Source organism: Kaustia mangrovi (genome assembly GCF_015482775.1).
GTDB classification, from domain to species: Bacteria; Pseudomonadota; Alphaproteobacteria; order Rhizobiales; family Im1; genus Kaustia; species Kaustia mangrovi.
Map to the genome: position 1 here is coordinate 853,255 of NZ_CP058214.1, position 21,161 is coordinate 874,415.

The window sequence follows — 21,161 nt, forward strand, 5'->3', positions numbered from 1 at the left end:
CTCAGGTCTCCCTGGCTGGGTGTGCCGGTGTCGCCGCCGCGCCTGTCTCCGGCGTCACGACGAGCGTCAGCCCGTCCACCGCGTCCACGCGGACGGTCTGGCCGGGTTCGAGTTCGGATGGGCCCCGCGCCTGCCAGCGCTCGCCATGGACCCAGACATGGCCCTCGCCCGCCCGCCAGTCGAGGACATGCGCCATGGACGCCACCATCTCCTCCTTGCCCGTGTGGACCCGGCGGCGATAGGCGCGCACCACATAGCCGACCACGAAGAGCAGGACGGCGATCCCCAGAAGCGCCATCGCCCCGATCACGGTCCATGAGATCTGGTAGGCCGGCACATCGGTATCGATGAGCATTCCCGCCCCGATGAGGAAGGCGGCGATGCCGCCGACGCCGAGCGCGCCGAAGGCCGGCACGAAGGCTTCCGCCACCATGAGGATCACCCCGAGGCCGACAAGCGCGAGGCCCGCATAGTCGAGCGGGAGCTGGTTCAGCGCGTAGAGCCCGAGGATCAGGCAGATCACACCGGCGACGCCGGGCCCGATCGACCCGGGATTGGAGAATTCGAAGATCAGGCCGTAGACCCCGATCATCATGAGGATGAAGGCGACATTGGGATTGGTGATGAGCGCGAGCAGCCTCGTCATGAGGCTCGGCTCGACCGTCTCCACCGCGATGTTCCCGGTGGCGAGCGTGCGCCAGTTCTCCCCGACCCTCACCCGGCGGCCGTCGAGATCGTCCAGCAGGCTCGCCACGTCAGGCGCGACGATCTCTATGACACGCTCCTTCAGCGCGGCATTGGCCGACAGGCTGGCGGCCTCGCGCACCGCCTTCTCCGCCCAGTCGGCATTGCGGTCGTAACGTTCCGCCAGAGAGCGGATGAAGGCGACAGCGTCGTTCACCATCTTCGCCGACATGGCGTCGCCGGCGGGCGCGGTCTTCTCCGCCGCCTCCTCGTTGCCCTCGCCGTCCGAGCCGTCCTTGCCCTCCTTCTTCTCCTTCTCGTCGAAGGACGGCAGGCCGGGAAGCCCGCCGCCCATCTGGACCGGCGTCGCCGCGCCGAGATTGGTGCCGGGGGCCATCGCGGCCACGCTCGTCGCATAGAGGATGTAGGTGCCCGCGCTCGCCGCGCGCGCGCCCGGCGGGGCGACATAGCCGACGACCGGTATGGGCGAGGCGAGGATGTCGGAGATGATGTCGCGCATGCTGGTCGCCAACCCGCCCGGCGTGTCGATGCGCAGGATGACCAGTTCCGCCCCCCGTTCGCGCGCGGTCTCCAGCACTGTCTCGATATGGTGGGCGGCCGGGGGCCCTATCGCCCCCTCCACATCGGCGAGCACCGCAAGCCTGCGCTCCCCGGACTCTTGCGCCCAGGCAAGGCCCGCCATGACGGGCAGCACGATCGCCAGCAATAGCACGCTACGAAGAGACACCGTCTCCCACCTTCCTGCTTCCCGGCCAGCATTTAGTTTTATCTCAGAGACTTGGAGTCTTTCCCTGGACTCCGCACTCAAGACTATCCCTTGCAGATCGCACCGAAACGGGCCGCTACAACGTCCATATAGTGAGCCGGCCTTGCCCATGGAACGAACGGCCGGGCCGCCCGGTTCCCCACAGGCGGTCACATTCGGCTGTTCACCTTCGCGTTTCTGGTGCATAAAGTCAGAACAGAGACCGGGGGTATGGTCAACGAGAAAGACAAGGACACATACCCTGATGACGCCGAATACGGGTCTCTCCGGCAAGATAGCGCTTGTCACGGGCGGCGGCGGGGTGGTGGGATCGGCCATAGCGCGCTCGTTCGATGCGCTGGGCATCCACACCATACTGCTCGACCACGACGCCGAGGGGCTGGAAGAAACCGCCGCCGAGCTCGCCAATCTCGACGCGATCTACGAGGTCGAGATGACCGACCGCAAGGCGCTCGAGGCACGCCTGCCCGACATCGCACGCCACGACATCTCCATCCTGGTCAACAACGCCGGACTGCCGGTGACGGCCGGGCTCGAGACGACGACGCTCGACGAATGGCACGACCAGCTCGCGGTCAATCTGGAGGCCCCCTTCCTGCTCTGCCGCGCCCTCGTTCCCCATATGCGGGACGGGGGCTGGGGGCGCGTGATCAACATCTCCTCCATGGCGGCCAAGACCGGCGACGCCCTGTCCGGCCTCGCCTATTCGGTCGCCAAGGCCGGCCTCGTGACGCTGACCTTCGGGCTCGCCCGCGAATTCGGCGCCCATGGCGTGACCTGCAACGCCATCGCACCCGGCTATGTGGATACGCCCGCCATGCGGTATGGCTACGGACGGGACGCGCTTGCCCGGCAGATCGAGGCCATTCCGGTCCACCGGCTGGCGACAGCGGAGGAGATCGCCCATGCCTGCGCCTTCCTGGCGAGCCCGCTTGCCGGCTCCATCAACGGCGAGGTGCTCGACATCAATGGCGGACTCGTCACAGACTGACGGGCATTGTCCCTGCCCTGAAACAGGAAAACACCCCCATGAGCGACCGCCCCGAAGCCACAGGCACGGTGAAGATCGAGAATGACAGGATGCGCGTGACGGAGTGGCGCTTCGCGCCCGGCGCGGCCACCGGCTGGCACCGCCACGAGATGGACTATGTCGTCGTGCCGCTGACGACCGGCAAGCTCAGAATGGTCGACGGCGCGGGCAAGGAAAGCGAGGCCTCGCTCGTCGCGGGCGAACCCTATACGCGGGAGGCCGGCGTCGAGCACGACGTCATCAATCCCAATGAGGGCGAGTTCGCCTTTCTGGAGATCGAGCTGAAATAGCCTCGCCTCAGACCGGGCGGACGAGACCGTGGCGGTTCATGCGGCGGTGGACGGTGGACCGGCTGACGCCGAGCAGGCGTGCCGTCTCCGTGATGCGCCAGCGCGTGGCCCTGAGGGCTGCGAGCAGCGCATCGCGCTCGCTGTCGCCCTCATCCGACACCTTTGCCGGAGCCGGACCGGCTCCCCTGCCCGACACAATGGCGGCAGGCAGCTCGTCCACGGTTACGCGCCCGCGGCCCGAAAGCCCCACCGCATAGCGCAGCGCGCTCTTGAGCTCGCGGACATTGCCGGGCCAGCGATAGCGGTCGAGCGCGTCGAGCGCGGCCCCGTCGAGCTCGGCATGGACGCCGAGTGCACGGCATTCGGCCTCGAACATCGCGCCGATGAGCGCGCGCCGGTCGCCGCGCTCTCGCAAGGCCGGCAGAGCGATACGCACGCCGGCCAGCCTGAAGAACAGATCGGCGCGGAACGTCCCCTCCTCCACCATCTCGTCGAGATCGCGATGGGTGGCGCAGATCACGGTGGCATCCACATCGACCGGCTTGGACGAGCCGAGCGGCGTGATCTGGCCCTCCGCCAGAAGGCGCAGGAAGCGGGTCTGCAGGGCGAGCGGCATGTCGCCGATCTCGTCGAGGAACAGCGTGCCGCCATGGGCCTGGAGAACCTTGCCGCGCTGGCCCTGTCGGGCCGCGCCCGTGAAGGTGCCCGGCTGATAGCCGAAGAGCTCGCTCTCGATCAGGCTGTCCGGGATGGAGGCGCAGTCGATGGCCACGAAGGGCTTGTCGGCCCGCCGGCTCTCCATGTGGATGGCGCGCGCGAAGACCTCCTTGCCGGTTCCCGTCTCGCCGGTCAGCAGGAAGGGCAGCCCCCGGTCCACGAGCCGGCGCACGGTCGCGGCATGGGCCGTCATGGCGGGGTCGGCGCCGGCGAGGCGGTCGAGCGTCAGGGCCCGCGGGCGCGCCGGCCTCGGCGTTGATCCAGGCGCTGCGTCAGGCCGTCCCGCATGACGGCGGCGAGAGCGCTCCGGCGCGCGGAAGATGGCGAAGACCTGCGCGCCGCCATGGCGTGTTCTCAGGGGAAGCGCGGAGGCCGCGCCCGTTGCGTCCTCGCGCAGCACGCGCTCCGGCTCTAGCTCCAGCAGGTCGCTGACCGGGCGCCCGACAATGCCGGCACCGGCCGGATTGTGCGCCCAGTCCGCCGCATTCTGGTTGATGCCGAGAATGCGGCCATTGGCGTCGAGCGCCAGGATGATCTCGTCGCGCGCGCCGATGCGGCTGAAATCGGGCATGAGCCGGACGATCCACTGCGTGGCGAAGCGCCTGAGGAAATAGGCATGCTCGATGCGCTTGGCCGACCGCTTCACGATCTCCCCGATCAGCGTCTGGGCCTCCGCCGACGAAGACGACATGGAAGAGACGTCGAGCACCGCGGCGAGCCCGCCCTCCGGCGAGAAGATCGGCGCGACCGTGCAGGTCAGCCCGGCATTGCGGCTGCGGAAATGCTGGTCGAGATGAACGGTCAGCGGCCGCCTGGTGGCAATACAGGTGCCGACCCCGTTCGTTCCCTCGTTGCGCTCCGACCAGATCGAGCCGAGATAGAGGCCGGACGCCTTCAGATCGTCCTCCAGCGAGGGAATGCCGAGATAGTCGATGGTCACGCCATTGGCGTCGGTCAGCAGGATCACGTAGCCGGCCGACGAGACCTGCTCGTAGAGCCGCTCGATCTCGGGTCTTGCCAGCGGCATGAAATCGTCCAGCGGCTCGCGGAATTCCTTCAGCTCGCCATCGGTGAGGATCATCGGCTCGCCGGGCCTGGACGGGTCGAGGCGATAGGTATCGAGGCAGCGCTGCCAGGATTCGAGCACAAGGGATGGCACCGAGCCGTCGCTTCCGCGCACGCCCCGTTCGGCCGAACGCACCACATGGTCGACGTGATCGCCGACCCTTTCAGGCTGTCGCGCCATGGCGTCTCCTCCCGGCAAGACGCATCTGCCCCGCCGGGGCCGTCCTTGTTCGCCAGGACGCGCTTCTCTCGGCGGCGCGGATGCCAATCTAGCATGCGCGCGCCGCCTTGTCCCGCCGCCGGGATCCGTTAGCGGTTCGGCTCGCATGCCGCGTCCGTTGTCCGTCATTCCCGCGAAAGCTGGAATGACGAAGAAAGGCAGGCAGGGACCGAGATCGAACGCCTGCGCAAACGGCAAGGCCAATGCCGTCCCGGAAGCGGGCCCGGGACGACGTTGGGCCAAAGGGCGCAGGGAGGGGCCTATTCGAGCCCGGCGAGGATCAGCCGGGTCACCTCGCCTGCGGCCTCCATGTGCGGCATGTGGCCGACATCGGCCATGCGGCGCACCCGCACCGCCTCCGGCAGGCCTTCGGCGTGGCTCGCCGGCAGGATACGGTCGGCCTCGCCCCAGGCGATCTCCACGGGGCAGGAGAGCCCGGCCAGCGCATCGCGCAGCAGGACGGCCTGCCTGCCCCCGGCGAAGTTGGCGGCGGCAACGGTGCGCAGCGCCTCCTCCGCGCCGTCGATGCGCTTGGCCTTCAGCACGTCCTCGATCATGTCGCGGCTGACCAGCGAGGGATCGGCGACGAGCAGGCCGAGCACCGGCTTCATCTCCTTGCGCCGACCCGCCTCGATGAAGCCCGTGATGAACTCGTGATTGATCTCGTCGCCGAGCCCCGCCGGCGCGATGAGCGTAAGGCCGCTGACGCGGTCGGGCTTAGCGGAGGCAAGCGCCAGCGCCACCGCGCCCCCGAGCGAATGGGCGACGACATGGGCGCGCTCGAGCCCCACCTCGTCCATGAAGGCCGACAGCGTATCGGCCATGGACTCCGGCGTGCCCGCGCCGACATCCTTCTGCGACCCGCCATGGCCCGGAAGGTCGAGGGCCACGGTGCGCCGGCCCTCCGCGAGCGTCGGCTGGACGAACATCCAGGCATTGAGATCGGCGCCGAAGCCGTGAACGAGCAGGACCGGCGTCCCCTCGCCCGCGCCCATCTCCAGATAGCGCAGCGTCCGCCCGCCGGCCTCCGCCTTGCGCGGTTCCGGCGCGCCCTCGCCCGCGGCCTCGCCGTCGTCCGCCTCCACGACGAAGCCCGAGACGAAGCTGTCGATCTCCTCGTCCGACACCTCGTCGTCGGCGAGCACGCCGAGCAGCGCGCCGACCGGCACGGTATCGCCCTCATGCACCACCTGCCGGCGCAGCGTGCCGCCTGCGGGCGCCTCGAAGACATTGGTGATCTTCGTGGTCTCGATCTCCAGTATGTCCTGGCCCTGATCGACGCGGTCGCCCTCGCCGGCCTCCCAGCCGACGACGGTTCCCTCCGTCATGGCAAGTCCCCATTTCGGCATGACGATCGGCTCGATCCTGCCCATCATGGATGTCCTCCTCGATAGTCTGTGTCCTCGGCAAGCCCACCCCCTCACCCGGCGCCTCCGGCACCACCCTCTCCCGCGAGGGGAGAGGGTTCTCCTGTGGAGCCGCTTGCCCGTTCCCTCTCCCCTCGCGGGAGAGGGAGGGGCCCAGCGCCTGAGCGCTGGGAGGGTGAGGGGGTTTTGAGCCCTACTTCATTCGTCCCGCCCTCAATGGGCCATCACGCCCCGGATCGCGGTCTCGATCTTCGCCTGGCTCGGGATGTAGGCGTCCTCCAGCTCGGGCGCGAAGGGCACGGGCGTGTGCGGCGGCGACACCATCCTCACCGGCGCCTTGAGCGCACCGAAGGCCTCCTGCGCGACCAGCGCGGAGATATCGGTCGCCATGTTGCACCGCGGGCTCGCCTCGTCGACGATCACCAGCCGGCCCGTCTCCTCCACGCATTCGAGGATCGTGTCGGTGTCGAGCGGCGAGGTCGTGCGCGGATCGACGACGGTGCACGAGATCCCGTCCTTCTCCAGCGCATCGGCGGCGGCATTGGCAAGACCCACCATCCGCCCGAAGGCGACCACCGTCACGTCGTCGCCCTCGCGGGTGAGGTTCGCCTCGCCGAAGGGGATGGTGTAGCTCTCGTCGGGCACGTCCTCCTCGTCGTCATACATCACCTTGTGCTCGAGGAAGATCACCGGGTCGTCGTCGCGGATCGCCTGGATCATCAGCCCCTTGGCCTCGTAGGGCGAGGACGGCAGGACGACCTTCAGCCCCGGCACATGGGTGAAGATCGGATAGAGGCACTGGGAGTGCTGGCTGGCCGCGCGGAAACCCGCCCCGTACATGGTGCGCACGACGAGCGGGGTCACCGCCTTGCCGCCGAACATGTAGCGGAACTTGCCGGCCTGGTTGAAGATCTGGTCGAAGCAGACCCCCATAAAGTCGACGAACATGAGCTCCGCCACGGGCCTCAGGCCCGTCGCCGCCGCACCGGCCGCCGCCCCGATGAAGGCGGACTCCGAGATCGGCGTGTCGAGCACGCGCTCGCGGCCGAATTCCGGCATCAGCCCCTTGGTGACGCCGAGCACGCCGCCCCAGGCGTCGTCCTCGCCCGGCGCCTCGATGCCGCCGGCATTGTCCTCGCCCATGACGACGACCCTCGGGTCCGCCAGCATCTCCTGGCGGATCGCGTCGTTGATCGCCTGACGATAGGATTTCTTGGCCATCTTCTTGCTCCTCCCTGTCAGTAGCGCACATAGACGTCGGTCACGAGATCGGCCTCGCCCGGCGCGGCCGCGCTCTCCGCATCGCCGACAGCACCGTCGATGAGCGCCTTGACCTCGGCATCCACCTCGTCGAGCTGGTCGGCCTCCAGAAGCCCCGCTTCCGTGACCTTCTGGCGGAACAGGGTCAGGCAGTCCTTGCCGCCCTTGATCGTGTCGACCTCGCCATCGCCGCGATAGGTCATGGCATCGCCCTCGAAATGGCCGTAATAGCGGGCAAGCTTCACATGGATGAGGCTCGGGCCGCCGCCCTTGCGCGCCCGTTCGATGGCGGTGCGCGCGGCATCGTGGACGGCGAAGAAATCGTGCCCGTCCACCTCGATGCCCGGCATGCCGAAGCCTTCCGCCCGCTTCACCTGCGAGCCGCCGACCGACCACGCGCTCGGGGTCGCCTCCGCATAGCCGTTATCCTCCACCACGAAGACCGCCGGCAGGTCCCACACCTTGGCGAGATTGTAGGATTCGAGCGTCGTGCCCTGATTGGAGCCGCCATCGCCCACAAAGGCGACCGCCACCCCGCCCGTCTTGAGCGTCTTGGCCGACAGCGCCGCACCGCAGATGAGCGGCGGCCCGCCGCCGACAATGCCGTTGGCGCCCATCATGCCGCGCGTCAGGTCGGCAATGTGCATGGACCCGCCCTTGCCGCCGCACAGGCCGTCGGCACGCCCGTAGATCTCCTTCATCATGGCGCCGACGTCGCAGCCCTTGGCGATGCAGTGCCCGTGGCCGCGATGGGTGGAGGCGATGTAGTCCTTGTCGGTGAGGTTGAGACACACCCCCACCGCGGAGGCCTCCTCACCCGCATAGAGATGCACGAAGCCCGGAATCTTTCCGGCCGCGAACTCGTCATGGACCCGGTCCTCGAACTCGCGAATCGTGCGCATGGTCCGATAGGCCCTGACGAGATCGTCCCTGCTCAGTTGCATGGCGTCTTCTCCCGTATCGCATGGCCGCCTCTGGCGGGCGGCCCGGTTCTTGGTTGCCGGTTCCCGCATGGTGGCGAGCCGGTCACCCTCACCGCAGAGCAAGCGCCATGCCAAAGTACAAACCATTGATTTTGCTATTCTTATCGAGAATCCACATGTCGCGTCGCGCAGCCGTTGCGACAGGTGTGGCGCGACATCTGTCGCAGTCCCCGGGGCGCCAGACCTCTTGCGCCCTCCGGAATGGCAGCTAGGATCGGTGCCCATTAACACGCATCATCCCGGAAACGCCCCCATGCCCTCATCCCGCCACTACAGCGTCGCCCTCGTTCCCGGCGACGGCATCGGCACGGAAGTCATCCCCGAAGCCGTGCGCGCGCTCGAAGCCACGGCAAAGACCCACGGCTTCTCGCTCGACTTCACCGATTTCGACTGGTCCTGCGAGCGCTACCACAAGACGGGGCGGTTCATGCCGGAGGACGGCATGGACGAGGTCAAGCGCCATGACGCGATCCTGCTCGGCGCGGTCGGCTGGCCGGGAGTGCCGGACCACGTGTCGCTGTGGGGCCTGCTCATCCCGTTGCGCCGCGAGCTCAAGCAGTATGTGAACCTCAGGCCCGTGCGCCTCCTGAAGGGCATCACCTCGCCGCTCGCCGACCGGGGCCCGGAGGATATCGACTTCATGGTCGTGCGCGAGAACAACGAGGGCGAGTATTCCGAGATCGGCGGGCGCATCTATGCCGGCACCGAGGACGAGACGGTCGTCCAGGAATCCGTCTTCACGCGCCGCGGGGTCGACCGGATCCTGCGCTATGCCTTCGAGCTCGCGCAGTCGCGCCCGGCCAGGCACCTCACCTCCGCGACGAAGTCGAACGGCATCGTCCACACCATGCCGTTCTGGGACGAGCGCTTCAAGGCGGTGGCGGCGGACTATCCCGACGTGAAGACCGACCAGTTCCACATCGACATCCTGACGGCGCATTTCGTCCAGCACCCCGACTGGTTCGACGTGGTGGTGGGCTCCAACCTCTTCGGCGACATCCTGTCCGATCTCGGCCCGGCGGTCGCGGGCTCGATCGGCATCGCACCGTCGGCCAACATCAATCCGGAGCGCGACTTCCCCTCCATGTTCGAGCCCGTGCACGGCTCCGCGCCCGACATTGCGGGCCAGAGCATCGCCAACCCGGTGGCCGCCGTCTGGTCGGCTGCGATGATGATGGAGTTCCTCGGCGAGACGCAAGCGGCCGACGCCATGGTCGCCGCCATCGAGACCGTGCTCGTGGACGAGGCGACGCGCACCCGGGACCTTGGCGGGCGCGCCTCCACGCAAGAGTGCGGACGCGCCATCGCCGACGCACTATCCTGATTGAGGACACGGGAGGCGGACACAATATGAGCGAGATGACCATGCGCACCGAAACGCCCCAGCCCGTCCGCCTTTCCGACTATCGCCCGCCCACCCACACGATAGACGAGGTCGCGCTCACCGTGCGGCTGGCGCCACAGAAGACGCTGGTGAGCGCACGGCTGAAGGTGCGCCCGAACCCGAAATCCGATGCAGGGCCGGACGCACCGCTCGTCCTCGACGGCGAGGCCATCGAGCTGCGCGGGATCATGCTCGACGGCGTGCCGCTCGCCCAGGGCGACTACGCCGTCACCGACGAGAGCCTCACCATTGCGCGCGTGCCGGCGGGGCCCTTCGAGCTGGAGATCGAGACCGCCTGCAACCCGGAGGCCAACACCGCGCTCTCCGGCCTCTACCGGTCGAACGGCACCTATTGCACCCAGTGCGAGGCACAGGGCTTCCGCCGCATCACCTATTACCCCGACCGGCCGGACGTGCTCGCCCGCTTCACCACGCGCATCGAGGCGCGCCGCTCCGACGCGCCCGTGCTGCTGGCCAACGGCAATCTCGTCGACAGCGGCGAGATCGAGGGCACGGAGAAGCACTATGCGGTCTGGGAAGACCCGTTTCCCAAACCCGCCTATCTCTTCGCCCTGGTGGCCGGCAACCTCGCCGTCTTCGAGGACAGCTTCACCACCATGTCGGGCCGCGAGGTGGCGCTCAAGATCTATGTCGAGCCCGGCAAGGAGGATCGCTGCGCGTGGGCCATGGCCTCGCTCAAGAGCGCCATGCGCTGGGACGAGGAGACCTTCGGGCGCGAATACGACCTCGACATCTTCATGATCGTCGCCGTGCCCGACTTCAACATGGGCGCGATGGAGAACAAGGGCCTCAACGTCTTCAACGACAAGTATATCCTCGCCCGGCCCGACACCGCGACCGACCAGGACTACGCCAATATCGAACGCATCATCGCGCACGAATATTTCCACAACTGGACCGGCAATCGCATCACCTGCCGCGACTGGTTTCAGCTCTGCCTGAAGGAGGGGCTGACCGTCTTCCGCGACCAGGAGTTCTCCTCCGACGTGCGTTCGCGGCCGGTGAGGCGCATCTCCGATGTCCGGCTCCTGCGCTCCCAGCAATTCTCCGAGGATGCCGGCCCCCTCGCCCATCCGGTGCGCCCGTCGAGCTATATCGAGATCAACAATTTCTACACCGCCACCGTCTACGAGAAGGGCGCGGAGGTGGTGCGCATGCTGCACACGCTGATCGGCGGCCAAGCCTTCCGGGCCGGCATGGACCTCTATTTCGCGCGCCATGACGGCGAGGCGGTGACCATGGAGGATTTCGTCGCCTGCATGGCGGAGGCTTCGGGCCGCGACCTCTCGCAGTTCTTCGCATGGTACGAGCAGGCGGGCACGCCACGCCTTATCGTCACCGACAGCTACGACGAGACGGCCGGCACCTATTCGCTCACCGTCGCGCAGGAGACGCCCCCGACCCCCGACCAGCCGGACAAGAAACCGCTCGACATCCCCTTCGCCGTCGGCCTCGTCGGGCCCGACGGCCAGGAAATGCCGCTGGTGCTCGATGGCGAGGGCGCGATGGAACGCCCGGTCCTGGAGCTGACGCAGCGCGAGCAGACCTTCCGCTTCCGCGATGTCGCGGCGCGGCCCGTCCCCTCGCTCAATCGCGGCTTCTCCGCGCCGGTGCGCCTCGAGACCGATCTCGGCGACGGGGACTGGCTGTTCCTGATGAGCCATGACAGCGATCCGTTCAATCGCTGGGAGGCCGCCCAGATCTACGCCAAGCGGCTGCTCATCCGGCTCGCCGGCGATGCGTCCTCCGGCGCACCGCTCGCCGATGCGCCGGACTTCGCCGAGGCCCTCGGGCGCTCGCTGCGCGACCAGTCTCTCGAGCCCGCCTTCAAGGCGGAGCTTCTGGGATTGCCGAGCGAGACCGACCTCGCCGGCGAGATCGCTCGGAATGTCGACCCGCAGGCGATCCACGACGCGCGCCGCCATCTCCAGGCCTCGCTCGGCCGCGCTCTTTCCGGCGAGCTTCAGGATATCTACGAGCGCTTCGCCACATCCGGCCCCTACAGTCCCGACGCCGACAGCGCCGGCAGGCGTGGGCTGCGCAATGCCGCCCTCGGCCTCATCGCAATGGCCGACGGGGAACGGGGCGCGGCGCAGGCGTTCGAGCATTTCCGCACCGCGGAGAACATGACGGACACCATCGCCGCACTGTCCGCGCTCACACGCACCAACCGGCCGGAGCGCGACCGCGCGCTCGACGCCTTCTATGCGGCCCATTCGGGCGATCACCTGCTGGTCGACAAGTGGCTCATGCTCAACGCCGCCATCCCCTTCCCCGAAACGCTGGAGCGGGTGCGCACGCTGATGGAGCACGAGGCCTTCTCGATCACCCGGCCGAACAATGTCCGCGCACTGATCGGCGCGTTCGCCGGGCTCAACCCGGCCACCTTCAACGACCCGTCGGGCGACGGCTACAGGCTGCTCGCCGATGTGGTTCTCGAGCTCGATCCGCTCAACCCGCAGGTCGCCGCCCGGCTGTCCGGCAGCTTCAAGACATGGCGAATGCTCGAGCCCGGCCGGCGCGCCCTGGCAAAGGCGGAGATCGAGCGCATCCGCGCCTGCAAGACGCTGTCGCGGGATGTCTACGAGATCGTGACCCGAATTCTGGGATGACCGGCGCGAGGGCGGCAATCCCTGTCGAGGCGGAGCACGCGCTCCATATCCTCCGGGACAGCCTCGGCACGTCGCTCCTGGCCGCCTATCTTCACGGCTCGGCGGTCACGGGCGGCCTGCGCCCGAGCAGCGATGTGGACGTTCTTGCAGTGATCGACAGGCAGACGACACACGCGATGCGCAAAGCCCTCACCGCCGCCCTGATGACGATCTCCAAGCCCCCGGGCGGCAGCGACGGGCCACGGCCACTCGAACTGGTCGTCTTCAATCGGAACGATCTGGCGGCGCCGACCTATCCGCTGCGCAGCGAGTTCGTCTACGGCGAGTGGTTGCGCGGGGCCTTTGAGGCGGGCGAGGTGCCCGAGCCGGGAACGGATCCGGAGATGACCGTGCTGCTGGCCCAGGCGCGGCGAACGGCAAGGACGCTCACCGGCCCCGAAGTCACCGAATTGCTGCCCGTCGTCCCGCAAGCCGACCTCAATCGTGCAATGGCGGATGCGCTTCCCGGATTGCTCGAAACGCTTGAGGGTGATGAACGCAACGTCCTGCTGACGCTTGCGCGCATGTGGCACACGGCGGAGACCGGAGAGATCGTCCCCAAGGACGTGGCCGCCGAATGGGCGGTGTGCCGCCTGCCTGCCGGCCCGGCCTCGTTGATCGGCCACGCGCGAAAGGTCTATCTGGGCATGGCGAAAGACGACTGGTCGACTCGCCGGCATGACACCAGGCACGTCGCCGGCGACCTGAGAGATCGGGTGGCGGCATTGCTGTAATCGCCGGGCGCCCGGCGCAAACGTTCAGAACCGGGATACCGCCGAACGGACGGCCCTCTGGACAAGAACGCAAACTTGCGAATCAATAGGGGAAGTGATTCGCACGTTGCGGCGCCGTTTGCGTAAGGCCGGCAAAGAGGATCGAGGGGACCAGGACCGTGGCCAAGGCGCATATTGGAGAGCTGTTCGCCAAGGAGCGAGCCGTGCGCCTTCCGTTCCTCGCCAAGGACTGGGCGAGGATCGTCATTTCCGAGCGCGTCCTGCGCGGTCTGGTGACCGCGCTCATCGTCGTCTTCCTCATCGCCTTCGGCTTCTCGGTCGGCGCCCAGCTCGTCGACAACCGCGACGAGATCTTCGAGGAGCAGCGTACGACATCGGCCCTGATCGCCGATCTCGTCGCCTCGCGGCTGCGCACGAGCCTAGGCTCGGAGCTCGAGAGCACGCGCATCCCCCGCCCGCTCACGCCGGAGGACATCACCCGCCAGCTCAACGAGGGCGCCTTCGCCGACGGACGGTTCTACGCGCTGGCCGACAACAAGGACGTGATCCGCACGACGGCGCCGGCCCGCGACAGCCTGATCGACCGTCCGCTCAGGACGTTCATGACCGCCGAGCTCGCCCACATGCTGCGCGAGGATGGCGGCGGCATGGTGACGGTCACCATGCCCGACAGCACCAAGGCCTTCGTCACCCTGCGCGACCTCGCGCCCTATCCCGGCACGCTGATGGTCATCCAGCCGCGCAGCGCCGTGGTCGCCGCCTGGCTCAACGGCACGCTGGGCCTCGTCGCGCTGTTCGTCTCCTCGCTCGCCGTCGTCACCCTCGTCGGCGCCGCCTTCCACTGGCAGTCCTCGCGCGCCGCGGAGGCCGACCACACGCTCGCCGTCGCCACGGAGCGCCTCGACAAGGCGCTCGACCGCGGGCGCTGCGGCCTGTGGGACTGGGACATCGCGCGCGGCCATATCTTCTGGTCGAAATCCATGTTCGACATTCTGGGGCTGGAGCCGCGCGGCGACCTACTCTCCTATGCGGAGGTCTCCGAGCGCCTCCACCCGGAGGACAAGCAGATCGACCGGCTGGTCGACGACCTCCTGCGCAGCGGGCGCACCAGCGTCGACGAGGAATTCCGCATGCGCCACGCCGACGGCCACTGGGTGTGGCTCAGGGCGCGCGCGGAGCTGGCCAACGCCCCCGGCGAGGCCGCGCCGCATCTCGTCGGCATCACCATCGACGTGACCGAGCAGAAGATCGCCGACAAGCTCAATCAGGAGGCGGAGCTGCGCCTGCGCGACGCGATCGAGAACATCTCAGAGGCCTTCGTGCTGTGGGATGCCGACAACAAGCTCGTCATGTGCAACAGCAAGTACCAGCAGTTCCACAACCTGCCCGCCAGCGTCTGCCAGACGGGCACGCCCTATGACGACGTCACCATGGCCGCCAAGGAGCCGATGGTGCGCCAGCGCCTGCGCGTCGGCAATATCGAGGCCGGCGAAGGCAACACCTTCGAGGTGCAGCTCGAGGATTCCCGCTGGCTGCAGATCAACGAACGCCGCACCAAGGATGGCGGCTTCGTGTCGGTCGGCACCGACATCACGCCGCTCAAGCAGCACGAGGAGCGGCTGCTGGACTCCGAGCGCGAGCTCATGAACACGGTGCGCGATCTCCAGCGTTCGCGCCTCACTCTGGAGCAGCAGTCGCAGCGCCTCGCCGATCTGGCGGAGAAATACGCCCAGGAGAAGACCCGCGCGGAGGCCGCCAACCGCTCCAAGTCCGAATTCCTCGCCAATATGAGCCACGAGCTCAGGACGCCGCTCAACGCCATCATCGGCTTCTCGGAGGTCATGAAGGACCAGATGCTCGGCGCGATCGGCACGGAGAAATATCTGGAATATGCCCGCGACATCCACGGCTCGGGCCAGTATCTGCTCGACGTGATCTCCGACATTCTCGACATGTCCAAGATCGAGGCCGGGCGCATGCAACTCGAGATGGGCTCGTGCGACCTCGCCGACGCGGTGGAGGAGTCCCTGCGCATCGTCCAGCCGCGCGCCCAGGCGGAGAATGTGGAGATCGTGCGCGACCTGCCCGGCGCGCTCCGCGTGAAGGCCGACAAGCGCGCCATCAAGCAGGTGCTCATCAACCTGCTCGCCAATGCGGTGAAGTTCACCCCGTCCGGCGGCGAGGTCCGCATCGCGGCGACGGAGCGCGACGGCACGGTCACCATCGCGATCTCCGATACCGGCATCGGCATCCCGGCCGGCGACATCGAGAAGCTCGGCCGCCCCTTCGAGCAGGTGGAGAACCAGCTCACCAAGACCAAGGCGGGCAGCGGGCTGGGGCTTGCCATCTCCCGCTCCCTCGTCGAGCTCCATCGCGGCACGCTGGAGATCGAGAGCCGCGAGGGCGTAGGCACGACCGTCACCGTCGCCATCCCCCTCGACCACGAGGAGTGCGCCGAGGACGAGGACCTCGCCCCTGCCGCGCAGATGGCCTGACAGGCGGCGTTTGTTATTCGTCATCCCCGCGCAGGCGGGGATCCATCTTTCTGGGTCCGCAATGGATTCCCGCTTCCGCGGGAATGACGGGAAAAGAGGTTGGCCCGGGAAACAGGAACGAACATCTGCGCGAGCGCGCTCTCAGGGACTTAAAGGGCATTGAGTAAACATGGGGTCACGAAATGCGCTCGTGATGCAAACCCGTTGGAGCCCCGGCATGACGAAGAGAGAAACGCGGCCGGCACGTGTTGAGGCGGCGTGTCTCGCATCCGATCGGACACAGCCTGTCCTATAGCGGCCCCACGATCTTGTCGAAGAGGCCCGCGACCTGCGCCTGCGTCTCGGCGAGCCGGGCCTCGAGAGCGCCGAGATCCGGGGCGTCGCCGGCCTGGGCGAGAAGGCGCTTCAGGCCTTCGGGCGCCTTGTCCGGCTCGAAGCGGTCGGCAACGCACAGGCGTATGACCTGGGTCAGGCGGTGATAGAGACCGTTGGCGTCGCGCAGCGCATGGGCCTCGGCGCTGGCGATGAGGCCTTCCGCGGCCAGATGGCCGAGCGCCTCATGGGTGGTCTGGTCGAGGATGCGCTCGTGGGTGGCCGCATTGGCGACCTGGAGGAACTGGGCAATGAATTCGATGTCGATGAGCCCGCCGCGCGTGTGCTTCAGGTCCCAGAGGCCGCGCCCGCCGAACTCCGACAGGAGCCTGCGACGCATGTCGACGGCGTCGGAGGCGAGCGCCGCCACGTCGCGCGGCTGGCGCAGTGCGGCCGCGATGGCATCCTCCACCGTGCGGGTAAGCGCGCCGTCGCCGGCCACCACCCGCGCCCTCGTCAGCGCCATGCGCTCCCACGTCCACGCCGAGCCCTGGTGATAGGCGACAAAGCTGGAGATATGGGTCGCGAGCGGCCCGGCATTGCCGGACGGCCTGAGCCGCATGTCGACCTCGTAGAGCACGCCCTCCGCCGTCGGCGCGGACAGCGCGGAGACGAGCCGCTTGGTGAGGCGGGCATAGTACTGGCCGGCCATCAGCGGCTTGGCCCCGTCGGACATCGCATCCGCCTCGGCCGTCTCGTAGATGAGGATGAGATCGAGGTCGGACGAGGCCGTCATCTCCCGTCCGCCCCATTTGCCCATGGCGACCAGCACCGCCTCGCCGCCCGGAACACGGCCATGGGTCTCGGCGAAATCGGTTTGGCAGGCCTTGAGCAGGCGGGCGGACAGGACGTCGGCAAGCGCCGTATAGGCGCGGCCCGCCTCCGCCGCGCTCACCGTATCGGTCAGCACCCGCATGCCGATGCGGAACATCTGCTCGTGGCCGACGACGCGCGCCCGGTCGAGGCTCTCCTCGAAGGTCAGCTCGCCGGCGAGCGCCTCGTCCACCGCGGCATCGAGCTCCTCGCGCCCGGGCAGCGGGCCGAAGAAGCCCGGATCGAGCACGGCATCGAAGATGCGCGGCCGGTGGCTCACCTGGTCGGCAAGGCGCGGCGCGGTGCCCATGAGGGTCGCGACGAGATCGAGCAGCTTCGGATTGGCCCACAGCAGCGAGAAGAGCTGCACGCCGGCGGGCAGCCCCGTCAGGAATCGGTCGAAGGCGAAGAACGCGCTGTCGGGCTCGCCCGCCCGCGACAGGGCGGTGAGCAGGGCGGGCATGATCTCGGTGAGCCGCTCGCGCGCCCGTGCGCTGCGTGTCGCCGGGAACCGCCCGAAATGCCAGCCGCGAATGGCCGCGGAGATCTCCGAGACCTTGGTGAAGCCGAGCTGGGAGAGCGCCTCCAGCGTGCCGGGATCGTCCTCGCCGCCGGTGAAGACCAGATTGCCGGCATCCACCCCGAGCCCCGCGGATTGCTCGAACAGCGCGGAATAATGCCGCTCCACCGTCTTCAGCACGGGCTCCAGCGCCGCCTCGAGCGCCTCCGGCGTCTCGAAGCCGGCAAACAGGGCGAAGCGCGCGAAGGCCTCGTCGTCGGACGGCAGGGTGTGGGTCTGCTCGTCGTTCATCATCTGCAGGCGGTGCTCGACGGTGCGAAGGAAGCGATAGGCGTCCTTGAGCTCGTCGGCCACATCGGGGGCGATCCAGTCGGCCTCCGCCAGCGCGTCGAGCATCTCCAGCGTCTGGCGGCCGCGCAGCTCCGGCATCCGCCCGCCGGCAATGAGCTGCTGGGTCTGCACGAAGAACTCGATCTCGCGGATACCGCCGCGCCCCAGCTTGAGATTGTGCCCGCGCACCGCGACCGTGCCATGACCCTTGACGCTGTGGATCTGGCGCTTGAGGGACTGGACGTCGAGGATCGCGGCGAAATCGAGGTATTTGCGCCAGACGAAGGGGGTCAGCCGGTCGAGGAAATCGGCGCCCGCCGCCATGTCGCCCGCCACGGGACGGGCCTTGATCATGGCCGCGCGCTCCCAGTTCTGGCCCATGCTCTCGTAATATTGCGCCGCCGCCTCCACCGCGATGGCGATATTGGTGGCTCTCGGATCGGGGCGCAGGCGCAGGTCGACCCGGAATACATAACCGTCCGCCGTGATGTCCTGGAGGAAGGAGACAAGCCTGCGCGTGAGCCGGACGAAGAAGGTCGAGGCCTCCACGCCCTCCGCGAGCGGCGCCACCTCCGGATCGTAGAAGACCATGAGGTCGATATCGCTCGAATAGTTGAGCTCGCGCGCGCCGTACTTGCCCATGGCGAGCACGATATAGCCGCTGCCGCGCCCGGGAGAGGCCTCGTCGAAGCCTTCGAGATGGGCCTTTCGGTAGGCCGCCCGCAAGAGCCAGTCCACCGTGCCGCCGAGGGCGGCGTCGGCGAAGGCGGAGAGCCCCTCGGTCACCTGCTCGACGCTCCAGGCGCCGGACAGATCGGCCAGCGCGATGGCCAGTGCCGCACGCTGGCGCGCCCGGCGAAGCGCCGTCTTCGCCTCCTGCTCGCCCTCGGTCTCGCCCAGCGTTCGGCCGAGCTCCGCAATGATCGCATCGAGGGTGCGCTCCGGATCGCCCGTCAGGGCATCGGCGGCAAACGCCGGGTCGCGCAGCATGGCTTCGCGCAGGAACGGCGCCTCGAAGAAGATGGCATTGGCGAGCCCCTCGGCGCCGCCATCCTCGCGGAGTCGGGCGAGGAGCGTTGCCGCGCCCTCTCCGTCCCCGCCGGAGGCGCGCTGCGCGAGATCGTCGAAGAAGGGGCCAGCAGCCTCGCGCACAGCGTCGTTGGCGACGGGCTTCAGGGACTGGGAATCGGGGATCGGCATGGCAGGCGCGATGTTATCCGTCGGCCCCGATGGAGGGAAGCACCAACTCCGCACGCAGGCCGGGCTCGTTGTCCTTCAGCTCGAGCGTGCCGCCATGAAGGCTCGTCACGGCGCTGACCAGGCTCAGGCCGAGCCCGTTTCCGGGCTTCGACCGCCCCCTGTCGAGCCGCACGAAGCGTTCCACGACGCGCTCGCTCTCGCCCTCCGGCACGCCCGGCCCGTTATCGGCGACGGCGACCACCACCGTATCGCCGCGCCGCTGCGCGGAGAGCTCGATCCGGAGCGCGCGCTCATCCGTCGCGGCATATTTGAGGGCATTGTCCACGAGATTGGTCAGCGCCTGCGCGAGAAGCTGCCGGTCGCCCCTGATCGCGAGGCCGGGCTCCGCCCTGACGGTGAGCGTGCCGCCCTCCTCCTCCACCAGCGGCTCGAACAGCTCCGCGATCTCCTCCACGAGGCCACCCGCCTCCATGTCCGTCAGGCCCTCGCGCGCCTGGCCGGCCTCGGTCCGTGCGATGCTCAGGAGCGCGTTGAAGGTGCGCAGGAGCTGGTCGGCCTCCTCCAGCGTCTCCTCCAGCGCGGCCTTGTGGACGGCGTCGTCCTTCTGGCGCAGTGCATCCTCGACGCGCGCGCGAAGCCGCGTCAGCGGTGTCTTCAGGTCGTGAGCGACATTGCTGGATATCTCCTTCATGCCGACCATGAGCCGCTCGATCTGGTCGAGCATCTCGTTGAGATTGCCGGCCAGCCGGTCGAGCTCGTCGCCCGTGCCGCTCACCGGCATGCGCCCGGAGAGGTCGCCCGCCATGATGGTGCGGCTCGTCTGGGAGATCGAATCGACGCGCCGGAGGAAATTGCGGCTCATCAGGATGCCCCCGCCGAGCCCGAAGACGACCGCGATGCCGAGCGCCCAGAACAGCGTGCGCCCGATCAGCTCGGCAAATTCCCGACGTTCCTGGACATCGCGGCCGACCAGCAGCGTGAAGCCCAGATCGAGCGGGGTATGGAAGGCGCGCGCCTGATGGCGCTCCACCCCATCCGCCGTCTCAACCGCATAGGGAAACTCGATCCAGCCCCGGCCCTTCACCGCCTTCACGGGCATGGCGTCGAGATTGCCGGCGATCCGGCGGCCGAAATAGTTGGTGAGGAGGTAGATATTGCCGGAGGCGTGCTCGCTGCGGCTCTTGATGGTGTCGACGAGCTGGCCGACGCCGCCCTGCGTGTACTGCTCGCCAAGCGAGGAGATCTCCGCGCGGATGGTCTCGTCGCTCTGGCGTTCGAGCAGCACCACCGTGTTCCAGTAGACATAGGCGAGGATCAGGCCGACCGAGAGCGCGAAGACGGCCAGGTAGAGGGCTGCCAGCCGGAAGGTCGACGTCTTGATGAGCTTAAGACTTGTCCGCACGGATCATGTACCCCGCGCCCCGGATGGTATGGAGCAGCGCGTTGGAGAACCCCTTGTCGATCTTGGAGCGCAGGCGCGAGATATGCACGTCGATCACGTTGGTCTGCGGATCGAAGTGATAGTCCCAGACATTCTCCAGGAGCATGGTGCGGGTCACCACGCGCCCAGCATTCTTCAGGAGATATTCGAGCAGCTTGAACTCGCGCGGCTGCAACAGAATCTCTTCCCCGCCGCGGCTGACCGTGCGGGCGAGCAGGTCCATCTCCAGATCGCCGACCTTGAGGGTGGTTCGGGCCGCCTCCGGCCGGGCGCGGCGCACCAGCCCCTCGATCCGCGCCAGGAGCTCCGAGAAGGCATAGGGCTTGGCGAGATAGTCGTCGCCGCCGGCGCGCAGCCCCGTCACCCTGTCGTCGACATCGCCGAGCGCGCTCAGGATGAGGACCGGCGTTGCGACGCCCTCGCGCCTCAGCGTCTCGATGACCGTCAGGCCGTCCATGCCGGGCAGCATGCGGTCGACGACAAGCACGTCGTGGACCTTGCCGCGCGCGGCCTCCAGGCCCTCCTCGCCATCGCAGGCATGATCGGCCACATGGCCGCTCTCCCTGAGACCCTTGAGGAGATAGGCGGCCGCCTGCCCGTCATCTTCGATCACCAGAATGCGCATGTCATGCGCCTTACAAGAAAAAACCGGCGGTGGGAACTCCCCACCGCCGGCGTCCCTGTCCGGGACAGATGGCCACGCGATAACCGGTCTTGCGGGGGAACCGTGTCGCAACGACCGGCATCGCGTGGCTACGGCCCCCAGAGTGCGGGGATGCGGGGCCGCAGTTTCGTCC

14 protein-coding genes are annotated in these 21,161 nt (G+C 68.1%); 6 read left to right on the top strand and 8 right to left on the bottom strand.

What is annotated here, in order from left to right:
• Window position 1 precedes the first annotated feature (1 nt).
• Window positions 2–1,432 (bottom strand): NfeD family protein, encoded by a 1,431-nt coding sequence (locus tag HW532_RS04060; RefSeq protein ID WP_246479533.1) that lies wholly within the window; start codon window positions 1,430–1,432, stop codon window positions 2–4.
• A 283-nt stretch (window positions 1,433–1,715) separates the two neighbouring features.
• Here HW532_RS04060 and HW532_RS04065 point away from each other — a divergent pair, with 283 nt between their 5' ends.
• Together HW532_RS04065 and HW532_RS04070 are read left to right on the top strand one after the other, a co-directional pair.
• Window positions 1,716–2,462 (top strand): SDR family NAD(P)-dependent oxidoreductase, encoded by a 747-nt coding sequence (locus HW532_RS04065; RefSeq protein WP_213163185.1) that lies wholly within the window; start codon window positions 1,716–1,718, stop codon window positions 2,460–2,462.
• A gap of 38 nt (window positions 2,463–2,500) precedes the next feature.
• Window positions 2,501–2,791, top strand: a complete 291-nt coding sequence (locus tag HW532_RS04070; RefSeq protein WP_213163186.1) for a cupin domain-containing protein — start codon at window positions 2,501–2,503, stop codon at window positions 2,789–2,791.
• 7 nt (window positions 2,792–2,798) lie between these two features.
• Here the strand turns inward: HW532_RS04070 and HW532_RS04075 are convergent, their stop codons facing one another.
• The 4 genes from HW532_RS04075 to HW532_RS04090 all read right to left on the bottom strand — a co-directional run bounded on the left by HW532_RS04075 (window position 2,799) and on the right by HW532_RS04090 (window position 8,364).
• Window positions 2,799–4,754: a sigma-54-dependent Fis family transcriptional regulator gene (locus HW532_RS04075; RefSeq protein WP_213163187.1), complete on the bottom strand. Its 1,956-nt coding sequence runs from the start codon at window positions 4,752–4,754 to the stop codon at window positions 2,799–2,801.
• 299 nt (window positions 4,755–5,053) lie between these two features.
• Complete coding sequence (locus HW532_RS04080) at window positions 5,054–6,169, bottom strand: acetoin dehydrogenase dihydrolipoyllysine-residue acetyltransferase subunit (RefSeq protein ID WP_281397157.1); 1,116 nt, start codon at window positions 6,167–6,169, stop codon at window positions 5,054–5,056.
• 204 nt (window positions 6,170–6,373) lie between these two features.
• Window positions 6,374–7,381, bottom strand: coding sequence for an alpha-ketoacid dehydrogenase subunit beta (locus tag HW532_RS04085; RefSeq protein ID WP_213163188.1), 1,008 nt, complete (start codon window positions 7,379–7,381; stop codon window positions 6,374–6,376).
• A 17-nt stretch (window positions 7,382–7,398) separates the two neighbouring features.
• Window positions 7,399–8,364, bottom strand: coding sequence for a thiamine pyrophosphate-dependent dehydrogenase E1 component subunit alpha (locus tag HW532_RS04090; RefSeq protein ID WP_213163189.1), 966 nt, complete (start codon window positions 8,362–8,364; stop codon window positions 7,399–7,401).
• Between the two features lie 292 nt (window positions 8,365–8,656).
• Between HW532_RS04090 and HW532_RS04095 the strand changes: the two genes are divergently transcribed.
• From HW532_RS04095 to HW532_RS04110, 4 genes are all read left to right on the top strand, one after another.
• On the top strand, window positions 8,657–9,727 hold the full coding sequence (locus tag HW532_RS04095; protein ID WP_213163190.1) for a tartrate dehydrogenase: 1,071 nt from the start codon (window positions 8,657–8,659) through the stop codon (window positions 9,725–9,727).
• 26 nt (window positions 9,728–9,753) lie between these two features.
• Window positions 9,754–12,420 (top strand): aminopeptidase N, encoded by a 2,667-nt coding sequence (pepN, locus tag HW532_RS04100; protein WP_246479541.1) that lies wholly within the window; start codon window positions 9,754–9,756, stop codon window positions 12,418–12,420.
• Window positions 12,417–13,193 carry an aminoglycoside adenylyltransferase family protein gene (locus tag HW532_RS04105; protein ID WP_213163191.1) on the top strand — a complete coding sequence of 259 codons (777 nt, stop codon included), beginning with the start codon at window positions 12,417–12,419 and terminating at the stop codon, window positions 13,191–13,193. The genes pepN and HW532_RS04105 overlap by 4 nt, the downstream gene beginning before the upstream one ends.
• 158 nt (window positions 13,194–13,351) lie before the next feature.
• Entirely contained in the window at window positions 13,352–15,688 is a 2,337-nt protein-coding gene (locus HW532_RS04110) for a PAS domain-containing sensor histidine kinase (protein ID WP_246479542.1), read from the top strand.
• 289 nt (window positions 15,689–15,977) lie between these two features.
• Here HW532_RS04110 and HW532_RS04115 read toward each other — a convergent pair whose 3' ends face one another.
• From HW532_RS04115 to HW532_RS04125, 3 genes are read right to left on the bottom strand one after another with little or no spacing between them, the layout of a single operon-like run.
• Complete coding sequence (locus HW532_RS04115) at window positions 15,978–18,923, bottom strand: bifunctional [glutamine synthetase] adenylyltransferase/[glutamine synthetase]-adenylyl-L-tyrosine phosphorylase (RefSeq protein ID WP_213163192.1); 2,946 nt, start codon at window positions 18,921–18,923, stop codon at window positions 15,978–15,980.
• Between the two features lie 13 nt (window positions 18,924–18,936).
• A complete protein-coding gene (locus HW532_RS04120) occupies window positions 18,937–20,325 on the bottom strand; it encodes a sensor histidine kinase (RefSeq protein ID WP_213163193.1) in 1,389 nt (462 codons plus the stop codon).
• Window positions 20,309–20,989: a response regulator transcription factor gene (locus tag HW532_RS04125; protein WP_213163194.1), complete on the bottom strand. Its 681-nt coding sequence runs from the start codon at window positions 20,987–20,989 to the stop codon at window positions 20,309–20,311. The genes HW532_RS04120 and HW532_RS04125 overlap by 17 nt, the downstream gene beginning before the upstream one ends.
• Window positions 20,990–21,161 lie beyond the last annotated feature (172 nt).